The organism is Microbacterium wangyouchuni (genome assembly GCF_051546305.1).
Lineage (GTDB): Bacteria > Actinomycetota > Actinomycetes > Actinomycetales > Microbacteriaceae > Microbacterium.
This window is the reverse complement of the sequence record NZ_JBPTMA010000011.1, coordinates 1-17,159: the sequence shown is the minus strand read 5'-3', so window position 1 is coordinate 17,159 and position 17,159 is coordinate 1. Positions and strand designations below refer to the sequence as shown.

Below are 17,159 nucleotides of genomic sequence, written 5' to 3'. Positions count from 1 at the left end.
GCTGATTCAAGCCGAGCTGATTCAAGCCGAGCTGATTCAAGCCGAGCTGAAGCTTTTCGAGAAGCCCGTCCCGTTCGCGGGGCGGGCTTCTTGCGTTCCATCCCCGCGTGCTCGTCCGGACGCGCCCTCCCCGCGTGCACGCCCGGATGTTACCTCCCCGCGTACGCGTCCGGATGTTCCATCCCCGCGTACGCGTCCGGATGTTCCATCCCCGCGTGCGCGTCCGGATGCAGGGCGATCGTACGGATGCAGGGCGAAACGCCGATGGATGCCCCTGCATCCGTGCATCGGCACTGCAAGTGTGCAGCGCGGAAGAGTTCCGGGGCGACCGGGTGGGGCGACTACTCGCCGAACGGGGCTCTCGTCGCAATGACGGTGACCATGCGCTCCAGCGCGAAGATCGGGTCGCGGGCAGCACCCTTGACCTCGGCATCCGCCCTCGCCGTCGCCTGGATGGCGAGGCCAAGAGACCGCTCATTCCACCCGCTGAGGTCGCGGCGGGCTCGATCCACCTGCCAGTCCTTCATTCCCAGCCGCTGTGCGAGGCTGCGGCTCGGCTCGCGCTGACCGGCCACGCGGGCCATCGTGCGCAGCTTCATGGCGAAGGCGGCAACCATCGGCACCGGATCGGCACCGGAATCCAGCGCGTGGCGCAGAGCGACCAGTGCCTCGCCGTACCGGCCCGCGATCGCCGTGTCGGCGACGACGAACGCCGATACCTCGACCCGCCCGCCGTAGTACTTGGTGACCGTGTCTTCGCTGATGTCTCCCTCGACATCGCGAATCAGCTGCTGACATGCAGAAGCAAGTTCTGTGAGGTCGTCAGCGAACGCTGAGACCAGGGCGCGCAGAGCCTGCGGGGCAATGCGGCGCCGGGCCGCGGTGAATTCCCCGGCGGCGAAATCAACCCGATCGCTGTCTCGTTTGATCGTCGGGCAGGCGATCTCGATGCCGCCGCCCGTGCCAGAACGCAGGGCGTCAAGAAGCTTCTTCCCGCGGACACTCGCACCGGTGTGCCGGAGCAGCACCGTCGCGCCCTCCTGCGGGTTACTGAGGTACGACACCGCCTCCTGCAGAAAAGCATCCGAGCACTTCTCCACGCCGGCCACCCGAACTAGTCGCGGCTCGCCAAACAGCGACGGCGAGGTGAGCGCCAGCAGCGTGCCCGGGGCGTAGTCGTCCGCGCGAACGTCGCTGACTTCCAATGCCGGATCTTCGACGCGCAGGTAGTCACGGATGCCGGCGATGGCGCGCTCAGCGCACACCTCTTCCGGCCCCGAAACCAGCACGATCGGCGCCGGTCGCGGTTCGCGCCAAGACACCTGCGGGACTTTCGTTGCCTTCGCGCCACCACGAGCTGAGGAACGAGGAGCGGCCATGTTCCGAGCCTACCCGGGGTTGGGGACATCCTCGGTGCTGTCCGGGCAGGGCGCAGCAGTGCTTTTGCGGATTACTCGGGCGCAGCAGACGTCGATGGCTCGGGCGTGCTGGGCGGCTCCGATGGCTCCTGCGTCGGAGCCGGCGGCGCCGGAGGTTCCGGTGCGGCCGGAGGGGCTGTGGGCTCCGGTTCAGATGGAGGTTGCGTGGGCTCCGGTGCTGCCGGAGGATCCGTGGGCTCCGGCGTGGACGGCGGGTCCGTGGGCGTGGGATCCGGAGTCGGTGTCGGCGTGCCTGGCGGGTCCGTCGGCGTCGGATCCGGAGTCGGTGTCGGAGTGCCTGGCGGGTCCGTCGGCGTCGGAGTGCCCGTCGGTGTCGGCGTCGGCGTCGGCGTCGGAGTGCCCGTCGGTGTCGGTGTCGGCGTGGACGTCGGCTTCGCCGGCTGCTCCGGCTTCGGAGGCTCCGGAACCTGCGCTGGCGTGCCACCCGTGATCGGAGTCCACGGTGCAACCACGACGGGATCCCCTGCGCCATCGAGGTAGCGGCGTGGATCGACGGCCGTACCGTTGACCCGCACTTCGAAGTGCAGATGATCACCGAAGCTGTGGCCGGTGTTCCCCACGAGGCCAATCGGATCCCCGGCTTCTACCCAGTCGCCTTCTTTGACGGCGCGGCTGCCGTGGGTCAAGTGCCCGTAGAGCGTCTGCACGCCGTTGATGTGTTGGATGATGACGGCGACACCGTAGCCGTAATGCGACTCGCTGGAGAGCACGACGATTCCGGGCGACGCAGCCGTGATCGGTGTTCCGCCCGCGGCGGCGAGGTCCATGCCTTGGTGCCGCCCGCCTCTCGCGCCGAAGTGGTCCGAGATCCTGGCGTTCGCGACCGGCCAGATGAACTCGCCGATGGACGACATCGCAGCAGCATCCGGGAACCGTGAGAGGTCGACATTCATACCAGATTCGATGGCCGACCGGATGAGAGCTTCCCGGGCCGCTCGACTCTTCTCGGCGAGCTCTTCCATCGTCGTCGCCGAGTAGACGCTTGCCGAGCGAACTGACGCCTCGGCGAGGGCGCTCTCAGCAAACCGTTTCGCCACCTCGGAGAATCCCGCGGTGTGCGACTCCGGAGCCTCGATGTGGTCTGACACATCGCGTTCTGTGCTCGAGGCAGCAGCCTGCGGAGGGTTCTCGTTGCGTGAGCCGAGGTGCGTACCCGCTCCGATTGTCGCGACAGCCAGCGCGGCCGTAGCCATGCACGCGTAAGAGACGCGCATCCACCGTTTCACACGGGTGCGCGTAGCGCTCGCATCTCGATCTGATTCACCGGCTTGCATTCTTCCCCCGCATCCATCCTGAGCGCTTCGGACGGATGATACAAGCCCTCCAGCGTCCCCAGGCCACAGCGCCTGCTAGGAACTCTTCTCCCGCTCCGTCCACACCAACAGTTCTCCGTCCCGGAGTCCGATCAGGATGCGGCCCTGAAGGTCCGTGCGTACAACGAGAGCGCCAGCAGCCTCAGCAAGGTCAAGAGCCTCATCACGCGGATGCCCGTAGTCGTTGTCCACCCCGGCGCTGAAGATCGCCACAGCAGGCCCCAGACGCTCGTACAGGCCGGGATCCTGGTCAGCACTGCCATGGTGCGCAACCTTCACCACCGAGTAGGGGCCAGTCAGCTGCGGGCTGAGCATGCGCTGCGGCAACGCGGAGATGTCGCCGAGGAAGATCGATCGCGGCACGTCTCCCCCGTCGAATTCGATCACAACGCTGGCGTCGTTGCCTGCCGGGAACGCTGCCGAGTCCTTCCGTGGCCACAGCACCTTCCACGATGCTGATCCGAGCGTGCCGTGCAACCCGGTGGATGCGGAGACCAGCCGCGCCCCGCCACCAGCGAGGCGTGCAAGCAGCTCCCGCTGATCCGCCGATTCACTGGGTCCGTGCAGAACAGTGTCGACACGCCCCTCGATCACTGACACCGCCCCGACGTGGTCCGCGTCGAAGTGCGTCAAGACCAGCAGGTTGATCCGGTCGACCGCCAGCGCATTGAGACACGTTGAGAGCAGGTCAGGGTCCATGCCGGTGTCGATGAGTGCAATCTGCCCGGCAGATCGTATGACGAGCGCATCGCCCTGACCAATATCGCATGCGGCGATCGACCACCGCTCCGGAACCGCCGTTGCCGCCAGCGGCCCGGTCAGCAGCATCCGAGATCCCAGCAGCGCCGCCATGATCACGAGCACCGCGATGGATGCTCCGCGCACCCAGCGGATCGCCGCAAACCCGCCCGTGCACAGCAGCACCCCCAACGCACCGCTGAGAATCGTCACGAGCAGCGCAGACCCGATTCCCGGGACGATGAGCACGGTTCCGCCCGGTACATTCGCCGAAACCGTCGCGGTGGTCGAGATCCACGCGGCCGGCAACCAGGCGAACGCCGCGAACAGATCGGCCAGCGGCGGAATGGGAGCGGCCAGACAGGCCAGCAGGCCGATGACAGTAGCGATTGGTGCCATGGGCCCAGCGAGCAGATTCGCAGGGATGCCGACGATCGACTGCTGCTCGGCGAACAGCGCGATGATCGGGCCGCAGGCGAGTTGGGCTGCCAACGGGATGCCGATGGCCAGAGCCAGGGGCGCCGGCATCCACCGAGCAAGCCCCCGCGACACGGGCGGCGCGAGCACGATGAGTGCGGCGGTCGCCGCGGCAGACAGCGCGAACCCGGGCGTCGCCGCCAGCCACGGGTCAGCGATGAGAATCGCCACAGCCGCGAGGCAGAGCACGCCCACCCCGGCGCTCGGACGCCCGCACAGCAGCGTGAGCATCGCGAGCCCCGCCATCACGCCCGCGCGAATGACGCTGGGTTCGGGCGTTACGAGAACCACGAACGCGGCGAGGGCGATCAGAGCCAGAACCACCCGCAGCGTGCGGCCGCCGCCGCAGAGCGACACCAGCCAGAAGACCGCACCCACCACGATTGCACAGTTGGCGCCCGACACAGCGGTCAAGTGGCTGAGGCCCGATGTCAGCATGGCTGCGTTCAGTTCTTCGGACACTGCCCGGGTATCGCCCACCGCCAACCCGGGCAGCAATCCCGCCCCGGGTTCGGGCAGTGCGACGGCCCGCTCAACGAAGTCTTCTCGTACCTGCGCCGCGACGTCGAACACACCGCTTGCTGGCTGGATGATCTCCGCCCGTGTGCCGAAGATGACCAGCGCCGCGCGTTCGCCAGGATCGGTCGCTTTCGCCTGCCCACCGATTCGAACGAGCGCCCCCAGATCGAGTCCGGATACCGGATCGACTCCGACGCGCATCGGCACCGCGAGCGGATCGGGGTCGCCGGGAACACCCGCGCGCGAGCTTTGCACGTCGAACCATAGCCGCTGATCGGTTCCGATCGACGACGATGATGAGATCACAGCGACGACCTCGATGAAACGACCGTCGAGTTCGTCGGCTTCAGCTCGTTGCGGTGCAGCGAAACCGGCCGTCATCGCCACGGCAGCCATGGCCAGCGCCACGACTGCCATCAGTCCCCCGCTTGCGACCATCGACGTCAGACGCGACGCCGAACGTACGCCGCGCACGGACTGCCGCGCGAGCACGCCCAGCAAGGCAGCGCCCACCACGACGCCGGCCGCGACGCACCAGCCCGCGGCATCCGGCACGAAGACGCAGACGAGCGCCGCACCCCATACGCCCAGCGCGAGCGGCACGAGGCGAAGATCGCGCACACGCGTGCTGCCGTTCACACCCGCACCAGATCTTGCAGCCCCGCCAGAAGCTTCTCCCCGATGCCGGAGACCGCCAGCAGATCTTCCACGGCCTGGAAGCGGCCGTTCTTCTCGCGCCACTCGATGATTCGCTGCGCCAGCGCCGGTCCGATCCGGGGCAGCGCCTCCAAGGCCGCCTGATCGGCGCTGTTGAGATTCACCAACCCATCGCTGTGCCGTGCTGCCCCGCCAGTGTCGACAGGTTCCCCGATGACCGGCACGAGCAGCTGCTCACCGTCGCTGAGCGGCCGTGCCAGGTTCACCGCCTGCAGGTCGGCATCATCCAGCGTCCCGCCCGCTGCGGACAGGGCATCCACGACGCGGGCGTCGACATCGAGCAGGTACAGCCCAGGATTTTCGACCTGGCCGAGCACATGCACATATATCTCGCCGCCGACCGCGCTCTCCTCGCCGCCTGCGACTTCCGTCTGCACCGTCTGCACCGGCTGCGTCTGCCCGCGCATGATGCCGAGGCCGACCGCAGCCGACAGCACGACCAGCCCGAGCACGACGGCCGCGCCGATACTCAACTTCAGGCGAGATGCCCTGGGGCGAGCGGTCGCCGATTCAGTCGCTGACACTCCGCCACGTTAGGCAGACCGTCATTCAGGCGGCGGCGCCGATCACGTCATCCGTGGAGAAGTCATGCCTCGGCGCGGGTGTGCAGAAAGACTCAGCCCTTGACGGCGAAGCTCACGATCTTCGGCGCACGGACGATCACTTTCACGATCTCCCGGTCGCCGATAGCGCGGATGACACGTTCATCAGCCCGCGCCAGCGCCTCAAGCTCTGCCTCGCTGATTTTCGCCGAGACCTCGAGCTGCGCACGAACCTTTCCGCCGACCTGCACCACAGCGGTGATCGTCTCGTCCACCATCAACGCCGGATCTGCTTGACGCCAGGTAACCAGGCCCACAGACGGCTCGTGCCCGAGTGCTTCCCACATCTCCTCCGCAGTGTGCGGCGCAATGAGATCGAGCATCACCGCGATGGTCTCCACCGCTTCGCGAACCGCGGGGTCCGCGGCTCCGGCGCCGGAGTCGATCGTCTTGCGGGTGAGGTTGACCAACTCCATGAGACGTGCGACGAGCACGTTGAATTTCGTCTGTTCGACGAGCCCGGGTGCCTCAGCCAGCAGGTGGTGGGTGCCACGGCGCAGCGCCGCATCGCCGTCTTTGAACAGCACGTCGACGGGGCTCGCCACATCATTGCTCAGTCGCAGCGCACGGGCGAGGAACTTCTGCGCACCGGTCGTGGAGACGTCGGCCCAGTCCTTGTCGTCCTCCACGGGTCCGGCGAACGCAAGGCCGACACGCAGAGCGTCGGCACCATGCTTGTCGAGCTCTTCCTGGAACAGCACCAGGTTGCCCTTGCTCTTGGACATCTTCGCGCCGTCGAGGATGACCATGCCCTGATTGATCAGGCTGCTGAACGGCTCAGTGAAGTCGATCAGCCCCATGTCGAACAGCACCTTGGTGATGAAGCGTGCGTACAGCAGGTGCAGAATCGCGTGCTCGACACCGCCGATGTACGAGTCGACCGGCGCCCAGCGGTCCGCCTCGCTCGTCTCGAACGCCACCTTGTCGTTGTTCGGCGAGAGGAACCGCAAGAAGTACCACGAGCTGTCCACGAAGGTGTCCATGGTGTCGGCATCGCGCAGCACGGGGTCACCGCTGACGGGGTCGACGGTCTGCACCCAGGATTCTGCAGCACCCAGGGGGGACGTCCCCTTGGGCGTGAGGTCGAGTCCGGCGACGCTGGGCAGCTTCACCGGCAGCTGATCTTCTGGCACCGGCGTGACGTGGCCGTCTTCGTGATGCAGCATCGGGATCGGTGTGCCCCAGAAGCGCTGCCGGGAGATCAGCCAGTCGCGCAGACGGTAGTTCTTGGCCGCACGACCATTGCCGTTGGCTTCGAGCTGCTCGATGGCGCGTGCGACGGCGTTGCGCTTGGACAGTCCGTTCAGCTCGCCCGAGTTGATCATGCGTCCCTCGCCCGTGAGCGCGACACCCGTGACCGATGGATGCTGGGCGTCGAGACTCGCGGCGCCCGTGTCAATCGGAACGCCATCCTCGTCTACCTCGATCACCGGCATCGCACCGGTGATCGGAGCCGTCGTGTCGACAACGACCTTGACTGGCAGATCGAATGCGCGAGCGAAGTCGAGGTCGCGCTGATCGTGTGCGGGAACAGCCATCACGGCGCCGTGACCGTAGTCGGCCAGCACGTAGTCCGCCGCCCAGACCGGCAGCTTCTCACCGTTCACCGGGTTGATCGCATAACGCTCGAGGAAGACACCCGTCTTCGGCCGATCCGTGGCCTGACGATCGATATCGGTGGTCTTCTGCACCTTCGCGAGGTACTCCTGGAAAGCCGTCTTCACGTCCGGCGACGCATCGGCGACCAGCTCTGCAGCCAGCTCGGCATCCGGTGCCACCACGAAGAACGTTGCACCGTGCAGGGTGTCCGGACGCGTCGAGAACACCGTCACCGGCTCCTCGCGGCCCTCGATGACGAAGTCGACATCGGCACCGATCGAGCGTCCGATCCAGTTGCGCTGCATCTGCAGCACCTTGTGCGGCCAGCGACCCTCGAGCTGGTTCAGATCATCCAGCAGGCGGTCTGCGTAGTCGGTGATCTTGAAGTACCACTGCGTGAGCTTCTTCTTGATGACCTCGGTGCCGCAGCGCTCGCAGCGACCATCGACGACCTGCTCGTTCGCCAGCACAGTCTGGTCGTTCGGGCACCAGTTGACCGGGCTCTTCTTGCGGTAGGCGAGCCCCCGCTCGTGCAGCTTCAGAAACAGCCACTGGTTCCAGTGGTAGTACTCCGGGTCGGAGGTGTGCAGCTCGCGCGACCAGTCGAACGATACGCCGTAGGCCTTGAAGCCCACCTTCTGCTGATCGATGTTCTGGTACGTCCACTCGCGCGGGTCGGCCCCGCGGCGGATAGCGGCGTTCTCCGCAGGAAGCCCGAAGGAGTCCCACCCGATCGGGTTCAGAACGTTGTGTCCGCGGTGCCGCCAGAAGCGCGCGACGATGTCGGAGTACAGGTAGTTCTCGGCGTGCCCCATGTGCAGGTCACCGGAGGGATACGGGAACATCGCCAGCACGAACTTGCGCGGCCTGGTGTCTTCTTCACCGCCCGCGAGGAACGTGTCGTTATCCGCCCAGTACTTCTGCCACTTGGCTTGGACAGCGTGCACCGACAGCGACTCGTCGGCGGCCTCGGTGGAGGGGGACAGATTTTCAGACAACGAACGGCCAATCACATAGAAGCGGACTGCGCAAAAAGTCAGGAACTTCCAGGATATCCGATCCCTACCGGCGCCACGCTTCCGGAAGTTCCGCGCCCAGAGCCGTCAACGGCGCCCGTGCCTTCGTCGCGACCTCATCGACTTCGGCAACAGCCACCGAGCCCCAGGTGATGCCGCCACCCGCGCCGATAACGGCTTCCTCCGCTGTGATCACGATGCTGCGGATGACCATCGCCAGATCAACTGCTCCGTCAACACCGACGTAGCCGAAGCATCCGCTGTACACGCCCCGCGGCCGGTGGCCCTCGAGCTCGTGCAGCACGGTCATCGCCGACAGCTTCGGCGCTCCGGTCATGCTGCCGGCCGGAAAGGCTGCCGCCCACAGCTCGTTCACCGTGAGACCGCTGCTGGCCTTCCCGGTGACCGTGGACACCAGCTGATGAACGGCCGGATAGGACTCGATCTTCCACAGTTCGTCGACCTGTATCGAACCCGGAACGCAGACACGGGACAGGTCGTTGCGCATGAGGTCGACGATCATGACGTTCTCGGCGCGTTCTTTGGGACTGTCGAGGAGCTCTGCGGCGAGCGCCGCATCTTCTGCAGGTGTGACCCCGCGCGGACGCGTCCCCTTGATCGGCCGGGTCTGGATGTGGCCGCCGGATGCACGCAGAAAAGTCTCCGGACTGGCGCTGAGCAGTGCTGTGTCACCGATCCGCACGAATCCGCCGTGGTGGGCGGGGGTCGCGCTCCGCAGCCGCAGGTAGGTCTCCAGCGGATCGTGCCGGCCCGGCACGATGAACCGTGTCGTCAGGCACAACTGGTAGGCATCTCCGGCGCGGATTACGGCGCGGCACTGCTCGATGAGACTCTCGTACTCCTCCGGCGTGTGCCGTGCGACGGCGACGGTTCGGTCGGATGCTGCCGCGGATGCTGCGCCGGCCTTCACCTGCACACAGCGCTCGAGCACCGGGTCTGCCCCCAGCATCCATACCGCGCCGGTCGGGTGATGAATCGCAATGGCGGCGCGCACGCGTATCCAGGCGGGTCCGACCTCGGAGCCGGCCGCTGTTGCACCGGCAGCCGCCGCCCCTGATTCGAAGTCCAGCCATCCGACCCAGCCACCACGAAACGGCGGAGCGTCTGCAGGCGCGGCGAGCACTGCGGGGTCCGCGTCGATCAGCACGTTCCCCGGCCCCTGCGCATCGACATCTCCGGTACCGAGAACACTCCAGCCCTGGGTTGCTCCGTCTCCGGCATCCAGCCAGAACACGTCGGTAAACTCCGCGGCGAGCGCACGGAACGCACCGACGACATCGAGGGAAGAATCCAGACGTCGAAGTTCCAGCGGCGAGAGGTGCGGCACCCTCTCAGCGTAAGGCTCGATCAAGCACGTATTCTCGTGTGCGTGGACGACTTCCTCCAATGGCTTCTCGATGCTGTACAGGCAGTCGACCCGATTGCCCGCACACTGATCGCCGGTATCGCTGTCATGTTGGAGACCAGCATCCTGATCGGCTTGATCGTCCCGGGTGACACCATCGTGATCATCGCGTCCATGGGCGTCGAAGGGGTGGCCGAAGCAGTGGCGATGGTGCTCGTCGTGGTGGCGGGAGCGTTGATCGGCGAGAGCATCGGCTTCTGGCTCGGACGTTGGCTGGGGCCACGCATTCGCCATTCCTGGATCGGGACGAAGGTCGGCGAACGGCATTGGATGCGGGCCGAGCAATATCTGGCGCGGCGGGGCGGCATTGCAATCTTCATCTCGCGCTTCCTCCCGGTCCTGCACTCCCTCGTCCCCCTCACAGTGGGCATGAGTACCTACTCGTACCGTCGTTTCCTCGCTTGGACGGCACCGGCATGCCTCATCTGGGCAACGGCATATGTGACGGTCAGCTCTCTGGCTGCCGGCAGCTTCCGTGAGCTCGTGGACCGGGTGCACTTCGCCGGTTACGTGTTCGTGGGAATCATCGTGCTTTTTCTGCTGGTGGTCTTCTTCGGCAAGAAGCTGCTGACCCGCTGGGAAGATCGGCATATGCGCAGCACAGACGACGGCGAGAATGCCGCGTCGAACATGAAAGACTGAAACGATGTCCGAAGACAGCCCCACCAAGACCAGGATTCACTGGTTCGCCCGCCTGGAGCACCGCCTGCACAGCTGGCGTGAGAGCAGAGCGAGACGGCGTGGACGCACCGCGACGATTCAACCCTTCGCCGGCTACGGCGGCAGCGGCTGGGTGCGCGTCGTCGGTCGTGTGCTGATCGTTCCCCCGCAGCGCCGCACCGAGAACGGCGAGTACGCGAGTGTGCGCGGGTGGCGCAGCTTCGTGGGTATTCCGGTCAGCTTCGCCACGGTGCGCGTCATGATCGGCGGACGCACTCATGAAGTGATCGCCGATCGCGGTGGTGTCATCGACACCGTGATCAACGCGGATCTGCAACCGGGCTGGCAGAGCTTCACCGTGGCAGTGGAGAATCAGGAGCCCGTCGAAGCCAGCGCGTTCATCGTGGCTGACGACGTGACGTTCGGTGTGCTCTCCGACGTGGATGACACAGTCATGGTCACTGCGCTGCCTCGGCCCTTCATCGCCGCCTGGAACTCCTTCGTCATCGACGAGCATGCTCGTCTTCCTGTCCCCGGTATGGCTGTGCTGCTCGAACAGCTGGTGCGCCAGCATCCGGGCTCCCCCATGATCTACCTGTCCACCGGCGCATGGAATGTCGCCCCCACACTCAGCCGGTTCATGAACCGGCATCTGTTCCCCCGTGGCTCGATGCTGCTCACCGACTGGGGTCCGACGCACGATCGCTGGTTCCGCAGCGGACGCGAGCACAAGCTCACCAATCTGCGCCGACTCGCCGAAGAGTTCCCGAACGTGCGCTGGCTGCTGATCGGCGATGACGGGCAGCACGATGAGTCGATCTACACCGAGTTCATGCAGGAGCACCCTGATCTGGTCGCCGGCGTCGCCATTCGTCAGCTCTCCGCCACCGAGGCCATGCTCGCCGGTGGTCGGGCCGCATCTGATGACCATTCCGAGGACACCGTGCTTTGGGTGGCAGCATCCGACGGCGCCGGGCTCCGCGAGCGACTGACCGAACGCGGCATCCTGCACTGATGTCTCCCACCGTGTCGCTCGACCGCACGAGGTGGCAGCAGCGCGAAAGCCAGCACCAGGAACGTGCGGATGCTTTGACCGCTGCACACCGCGAACGTGCCTCGCGCGGCGAGAAGCATCCGGTATGGGATTTTCTCTTCACCTACTACTCGTATGCACCCGCGCAACTGCGGCGCTGGCATCCCGGAGCCGACGTCCAGCTCGACGATGCACCCGAGCGGGCCGAATGGCGCTGGTACGCGCCCGGCACGCGCACAGATTCCGTCGTTCCCGATGCCGGGGCCTTCGCTCGCGAGAAACAGCAGTTGGCTTCTCTCACTGAGCGGATGCTGCGCCGCACGGCCGCACGCCCAGGACAGTTCGGCTGCTTCGGACTGCACGAGTGGGCGATGGTGTATCGCGCCGACGAGCATCGGCATGCAGTACCGCTGCGCCTCGGCCGGGCCGGTACTGACGCGGTTGTCGAATCGCACGAGTTGCGCTGCACGCACTTCGACGCGTTCCGCTTCTTCACCCCCGAAGCCGTACCGCTTAACCGTCAGGTACTGAGCCGCGCCGATCAGCCGGAACGGGAGCAGCCGGGGTGTCTGCATGCCGGTATGGACCTGTACAAGTGGGCGATGAAGCTCGGACCACTGATCCCCGGTGAAGTGCTGCTCGACACCTTCGAACTGGCCCGCGACATCCGGCTGCTTGATATGGAAGCCGCCCCCTACGATCTGTCCGACTGGGGTGTTACGCCCGTGCCGATCGAGACGGCAGAGGGCAAGGCCGATTATGTGCGTCAACAGCGCGGCTTCGCCGAACGCGGTCAGGCGCTGCGCGAGCGGATGCTGTCAGCGTGGCTGGGTCAGGATGCCGGTTCACAGTCCGCGCACGGCGCCCAGACAGCACCGGATGCTGCCAGCTCCAGCCGCAGCGTCATCACGCGCTCTGCAGCATCCTGAAGCCGTTCGGCAGAAAGGGATCCGGACTCGACCGCGGTCGTGATCCCGGCGGTGAGTTCGGATGCGGTCTCCGGAGTCGTGTGCGCGATCGACAGGACGAGGTCGTTGCCGGCGGCCACCGCAGCCACCGCGTTGGCAATCGGATCGGCGTATTCGGGGATCCCGGTGGATTGCAGCATGCCTAGGTCGTCGGTGACGATCACGCCGTCGAAACCGAGGTCGTCGCGGGCGATCTCGTGCCACCGGGGAGAAAGCGATGCCGGTGCCGAATCGACTGCTGTGTACGACAGATGCCCGAACATCAGCAGCGAAGCACCGGCCTCGATTCCGGCGACGAACGGCACCGCGTCCGACTGCCGCCACTCATCAAGCGTCTTATCGGTGCTGGGGATCAGCTCGTGCGAATCGCCCGGGGCGGCGCCATGCCCGGGGAAATGTTTGAGTGTGGAGGCAGCGAACTGCTCCTCCGCCGTCACGGCTGCCGCGACGCGTTCAGCAGCGCTCGCCGGATCGGCTCCGAGAGCGCGGCCGAAGATGAACGATGTACGCTCCGATGTGGTGTCGGCGACGATGCCGAAGTTCACATTTGCTCCTGCTCGGGCGACGAGTGATCCACGAGCAGCGAAGGAGGCAGCGACCTCCGCGGCCGGGCGTTCCTTGAGTGTCGTGGAAGCGGGAAACTGGTCCCAGGGTAGCCGGGAGACGATCCCGCCCTCCTGATCGATGGCGATGAGCGGGCCCGGCAGGGACGAATCGGTTGCGAGCGCCGCGGATACTCGCTGCAGTTCGGCCTCCGACCCCGGCACGTTCGCTCCCATGAGGATGAATCCGCCGATGCCGGTCTGCTCCATGTACCCCGACAACTCGGCGGGGTTCTGCGAGGAGATGTGCCCCATCACGATGCTTGCGGCTCGCTCGGAGGTTGTCATCTCGGCCACGAGCCGTTGTGCGGCGGCCGATGTCTCCGGGGCATCGGCAGGGTGCACAAGGGTCGGCTGGCCGGTCGCGGTGGGTGCGGTCGCGGTGGGCGCGGCGATAGCGGGCCCGGTGGTGACAGCGGCCGTCATGGCCACGACGATGGCGGCCAGGACGAATGGATGGCGGCGGCGCATGCTCACCGCGCGAGCGCGAGCGCAATGGGTTCGGATGATTCCGGTGTGCCGTTGCCGAAGCGGATTGTGCGTCCGATCGTCAGTGGCTCCGTCAGCGTGGCAGCGATGACAGCTGCGACATCGGCGCGCGCCACGGCACCGCTGCCCTGGGCATCCAACTCGATCCGCCCGGTCGGTTCATCGAAGGTGAGAGCGCCTGGCCCGAGGATCGTGCCTTCGAGATCGGTCGCGCGCAGGTGCTCATCAGCGGCCCATTTCGCATCGGCGTAGGCGAAGAACGAGTCATCCTCCGACACACCGTGATCCGCCGTGGACCCGATCCACGAGACCATCACATAGCGGGCAACGCCGGCGCGCGCGGCAGCATCCATCGAGCTGATCGCGGCATCGCGGTCGACGGCGTAGGTACGGTCGGGGTTTCCCCCGCCCGCTCCCGCAGACCAGACCACCGCGTCATGCCCACGGATGATCTCGGCGAGGGCTCCGACATCCGCAGTTTCGACGTCTGCGACCACGGCGGTCGCCCCAGTGGCTTCGACGTCGGCCGCGTGGTCCGGGTTGCGGATGACCGCGGTCACCTGGTCACCGCGATCCACGAGCAGGGGTGCGAGCAGAAGGGCGATGCGGCCGTGGCCGCCGAAGACGATGACACGAGACATGCGTCCAGGCTAACGCTGATGCCGCATAGAATCACGGGAGCATTCACCGGCCCCGATAGGAGCAGTCATGATTGAGCGCGAGATCACGCAGCGGGTATCGCTCACCGCGGAGAACGGCGGGCTGAACCACGCCGCCCTGGGGTGGACGCGCACGCCGCTGCATGACACATCGGGGATTCCCGGCCGCGGCCAGTGGGGGCGCAATAAGCGCTGGGAGTACTGGAGCGTCATGACCCCGACGTACATCATCGCGCTCACCGTCTCCTGCATCGACTACCTGTCGTTGCATTCGGTGTGGGTGTACGACCGTGCCACAGGTGAGGCGATCGACACCACGGTGCTCTCCCCCGGCGGACGCAGCGCCACACTGCCGGCATCCCTCGGCGACGGTCCTGCCCGAGCACGCACCAAGAAGGTGACGCTCGATATCGACGAGATCGATGGCGGCACCCGACTGCGCGGCACAACACCACGGGTGTCTTTCGACATCATCGCCGATCGTCCGGCCGGACATGAGTCGCTCGGCGTCGTCGTGCCGTGGCGGCGCGGCGGCAGCACCCGTCGGTTCCAGTACACGGTCAAGGATGCCGCGCGGCCCGCGCACGGCACTCTCACCGTCGATGGCACAGCGCTCAACGTGCCAGAGGGCAGCTGGGCTGTTCTCGATCATGGGCGTGGACGCTGGCCGTACCAGGTGTGGTGGAACTGGGCGTCTGGCAGCGGAATCGTCGACGGTCGAGTGATCGGCCTGCAGCTCGGCTCGAAATGGACCGATGGATCAGGGGCGACCGAGAACGCCGTCGACGTCGACGGAACACTCTCGAAGATCAGCGAAGAGCTGGTCTGGGACTACGACTCATCCGACTGGATGAAGCCGTGGCATATCCACGGCAAGCGGGCGGATCTGACGTTCACGCCGTTTTACAACAAGCATTCGCGGACGAACGTGCTGGTCATCTCGACGCGCACCGATCAGCTGTTCGGAACATGGAGCGGCTGGGTGCTGGATTCCACCGATGAGCGCGTCTCGGTCGATGGGATCGAGGGCTTCGCCGAGGACGTCCTCAACCGGTGGTGATGAGTTCTGCGGCACGTTTGAGCGACCGTTGCACGCCCGTGGCAGCGCTGCGTCCGGCACGGTTCGCGCCGATCGTGCTGGCTGAAGGACCGTAACCGACGAGTTGGATGCGGGGGTCGGCGACGGCTGTCGTGCCCCGTCCGTTGCGGTCGAGCTGGATGCCGCCTGCTGCACTGCGCAGACGCAGGGGCGCGAGATGGGCGATCGCCGGGCGGAAACCGGTGGCCCACAGGATCACATCGACCTCCTCGAACGACCCGTCAGACCATCGCACACCGTCCGGCTCGATCCGCTCGAACATCGGGAGTCGGCGAGCATAAGCGCCGAGGCGTTCGGCTTCGCGCTCCTGAGGACGCAGCATGAGACCGGTGACTCCGACGACGCTCTGCGGCGGCAGGCCCTGGGCGACCCGCTTTTCGACGAGGGCAACCGCTGCGGCGCCGGCCTCGGGTGTGAAGTCGTCATCGCGCCACACCGGCTCGCGGCGGGTGACCCAGAGAGTTTCCGTCACTGGCGCGAGTGCGCCGAGGAACTGCACGGCGGAGGCACCACCGCCGACGACGAGGACGCGTTTGCCGGCGAAGTGGGCCGGCCCCGGGTAATCGACAGTGTGCAGTTGTTCCCCGACGAAGGTCTCCACGCCCGGATAGTGAGGCAGGAACGGCTGTGTCCAGGTGCCTGTCGCATTGACGAGCGTTCTGGTGTGCCAGTGGCGATCATCCGCGTGCACGACCAGCAGACCGTCGTCATCGGTTACCCGGTCGATCTTCACCGGCCTGAGCACCGGAAGCGCATGGTCGCGTTCGTAGGCTGAGAAGGATGCCGGCACCGCGACGTTCGCGCGTTGCATGCCTCGTGTCGGTGCCTCAGCTCCGGGAAGCTCGGCAACCCCGTGCACGTCGTTCATCGTCAACGCATCCCAGCGATGCTGCCAGGCCCCTCCCGGAGCGTCGTTCGCATCGAGAACGAGGTGATCGATGCCCAACCGCTTCAGATGATAGGAGGTCGACAGGCCCGCCTGGCCTGCTCCGACGACGATGCTCTCCGTGATCTCCATATCCATCACAACGCATACGCTCGTGCCGATGTTCCCGCATACTCGGGTCGAAACACCCGGCCGCCCGCTCAATTGGCTAACGACGCTTCAGATGTTGTATTCTTTTCAAGTTGCCCCGCTCATCCGGGGAAGCAAGATGGGCCTGTGGCGCAGTTGGTAGCGCACCTGCATGGCATGCAGGGGGTCAGGGGTTCGAATCCCCTCAGGTCCACCAAAAAGAAGCCCCCGGAAAACCGGGGGCTTCTTCGTTTTGTATGCCTAGCCCGCGCGCCGGACCGACTAGTACAGGAATGACCTCGCTTAGCATCGAGATATGCCCCGAACAGCGTTGATCATTGAGGCGCCAGTATCAGCCACGCTTGCTGCCCTGAGACAGAGGTTGGCCGTCGATGCGCGGCTCGCGCCAGAATCGCCCGCCCCGTTTATTGAGCTCACTGCAGCAGTCGCACGCGTATTCCCGGCCTATCCGCCTTACGGAGGGTTACACGATGCGCCGGTACCCCATGCCACGGTGGGCGACTCCGCTGGTTATGAAGAATTGCAAGAGGCTGAGCGAGCTCTCGCCGCGGAGTTGCCACTGAGCGGGACAGCATCTGCCGTCGTCCTCCTCGTAGAGGGCTCACACGGCCGATGGCACGAGGCGAGACGTTTCCCGCTCTCGCTAGGTGTTCTTCCCACTGACGTTGTGGACGCGGTCGATGGGTGAGAGTCCTCCGATGCCGGTATGGGGTCTGTGGTGATTGTAGCTATGGATCCAGGCTTGGTAAGTGGCAGCTCTGGCGGCG

General features: G+C 66.0%; 15 protein-coding genes and 1 tRNA gene. 6 read left to right on the top strand and 10 right to left on the bottom strand.

Features of this window, described 5'->3' with window-relative positions; translation table 11 throughout:
- Positions 1–341: 341 nt before the first annotated feature.
- The 6 genes from holA to ACSS7Z_RS15375 form a co-directional block, all read right to left on the bottom strand.
- Positions 342–1,379, bottom strand: a complete 1,038-nt coding sequence (gene holA, locus ACSS7Z_RS15400) for a DNA polymerase III subunit delta (RefSeq protein ID WP_438255753.1) — start codon at positions 1,377–1,379, stop codon at positions 342–344.
- A 71-nt stretch (positions 1,380–1,450) separates the two neighbouring features.
- Positions 1,451–2,653 (bottom strand): M23 family metallopeptidase, encoded by a 1,203-nt coding sequence (locus tag ACSS7Z_RS15395; protein ID WP_438255752.1) that lies wholly within the window; start codon positions 2,651–2,653, stop codon positions 1,451–1,453.
- Between the two features lie 135 nt (positions 2,654–2,788).
- Positions 2,789–5,125 carry a ComEC/Rec2 family competence protein gene (locus tag ACSS7Z_RS15390; RefSeq protein WP_438255751.1) on the bottom strand — a complete coding sequence of 779 codons (2,337 nt, stop codon included), beginning with the start codon at positions 5,123–5,125 and terminating at the stop codon, positions 2,789–2,791.
- Positions 5,122–5,727 (bottom strand): helix-hairpin-helix domain-containing protein, encoded by a 606-nt coding sequence (locus ACSS7Z_RS15385; RefSeq protein ID WP_438255750.1) that lies wholly within the window; start codon positions 5,725–5,727, stop codon positions 5,122–5,124. The genes ACSS7Z_RS15390 and ACSS7Z_RS15385 overlap by 4 nt, the downstream gene beginning before the upstream one ends.
- 92 nt (positions 5,728–5,819) lie before the next feature.
- Entirely contained in the window at positions 5,820–8,402 is a 2,583-nt protein-coding gene (gene leuS, locus ACSS7Z_RS15380) for a leucine--tRNA ligase (protein ID WP_438255749.1), read from the bottom strand.
- A 64-nt stretch (positions 8,403–8,466) separates the two neighbouring features.
- Positions 8,467–9,792 (bottom strand): anthranilate synthase component I family protein, encoded by a 1,326-nt coding sequence (locus ACSS7Z_RS15375; protein ID WP_438255748.1) that lies wholly within the window; start codon positions 9,790–9,792, stop codon positions 8,467–8,469.
- 18 nt (positions 9,793–9,810) lie between these two features.
- Here ACSS7Z_RS15375 and ACSS7Z_RS15370 point away from each other — a divergent pair, with 18 nt between their 5' ends.
- From ACSS7Z_RS15370 to ACSS7Z_RS15360, 3 genes are read left to right on the top strand one after another with little or no spacing between them, the layout of a single operon-like run.
- Positions 9,811–10,488, top strand: a complete 678-nt coding sequence (locus ACSS7Z_RS15370) for a DedA family protein (protein ID WP_438255747.1) — start codon at positions 9,811–9,813, stop codon at positions 10,486–10,488.
- Between the two features lie 4 nt (positions 10,489–10,492).
- Complete coding sequence (locus ACSS7Z_RS15365; protein ID WP_438255746.1) at positions 10,493–11,521, top strand: App1 family protein phosphatidate phosphatase; 1,029 nt, start codon at positions 10,493–10,495, stop codon at positions 11,519–11,521.
- On the top strand, positions 11,521–12,468 hold the full coding sequence (locus ACSS7Z_RS15360) for a 3-methyladenine DNA glycosylase (RefSeq protein WP_438255745.1): 948 nt from the start codon (positions 11,521–11,523) through the stop codon (positions 12,466–12,468). Before ACSS7Z_RS15365 ends, ACSS7Z_RS15360 begins: the two co-directional genes overlap by 1 nt.
- Here ACSS7Z_RS15360 and ACSS7Z_RS15355 read toward each other — a convergent pair.
- Positions 12,372–13,580 carry a glycoside hydrolase family 3 N-terminal domain-containing protein gene (locus ACSS7Z_RS15355; protein WP_438255793.1) on the bottom strand — a complete coding sequence of 403 codons (1,209 nt, stop codon included), beginning with the start codon at positions 13,578–13,580 and terminating at the stop codon, positions 12,372–12,374. The genes ACSS7Z_RS15360 and ACSS7Z_RS15355 overlap by 97 nt on opposite strands.
- 2 nt (positions 13,581–13,582) lie before the next feature.
- The gene (locus ACSS7Z_RS15350; RefSeq protein WP_438255744.1) at positions 13,583–14,239 is read right to left on the bottom strand and encodes an SDR family oxidoreductase; all 657 of its coding nucleotides are present in this window, start codon (positions 14,237–14,239) and stop codon (positions 13,583–13,585) included.
- Between the two features lie 67 nt (positions 14,240–14,306).
- On the opposite strand from ACSS7Z_RS15350, the gene ACSS7Z_RS15345 reads away from it, so the two are divergent.
- Positions 14,307–15,317 carry a DUF2804 domain-containing protein gene (locus ACSS7Z_RS15345; protein WP_438255743.1) on the top strand — a complete coding sequence of 337 codons (1,011 nt, stop codon included), beginning with the start codon at positions 14,307–14,309 and terminating at the stop codon, positions 15,315–15,317.
- On the opposite strand, the gene ACSS7Z_RS15340 is transcribed toward ACSS7Z_RS15345, so the two are convergent.
- Positions 15,304–16,374, bottom strand: coding sequence for an NAD(P)-binding domain-containing protein (locus ACSS7Z_RS15340; RefSeq protein WP_438255792.1), 1,071 nt, complete (start codon positions 16,372–16,374; stop codon positions 15,304–15,306). The genes ACSS7Z_RS15345 and ACSS7Z_RS15340 overlap by 14 nt on opposite strands.
- 138 nt (positions 16,375–16,512) lie before the next feature.
- Here ACSS7Z_RS15340 and ACSS7Z_RS15335 point away from each other — a divergent pair.
- Together ACSS7Z_RS15335 and ACSS7Z_RS15330 are read left to right on the top strand one after the other, a co-directional pair.
- Positions 16,513–16,588, top strand: a tRNA-Ala gene (locus ACSS7Z_RS15335).
- Between the two features lie 99 nt (positions 16,589–16,687).
- Positions 16,688–17,080 (top strand): 2'-5' RNA ligase family protein, encoded by a 393-nt coding sequence (locus tag ACSS7Z_RS15330; protein ID WP_438255742.1) that lies wholly within the window; start codon positions 16,688–16,690, stop codon positions 17,078–17,080.
- On the opposite strand, the gene ACSS7Z_RS15325 is transcribed toward ACSS7Z_RS15330, so the two are convergent.
- The coding region (locus ACSS7Z_RS15325) for an integrase core domain-containing protein (RefSeq protein WP_438255791.1) at positions 17,036–17,159 on the bottom strand (124 nt) is incomplete at its 5' end. The genes ACSS7Z_RS15330 and ACSS7Z_RS15325 overlap by 45 nt on opposite strands.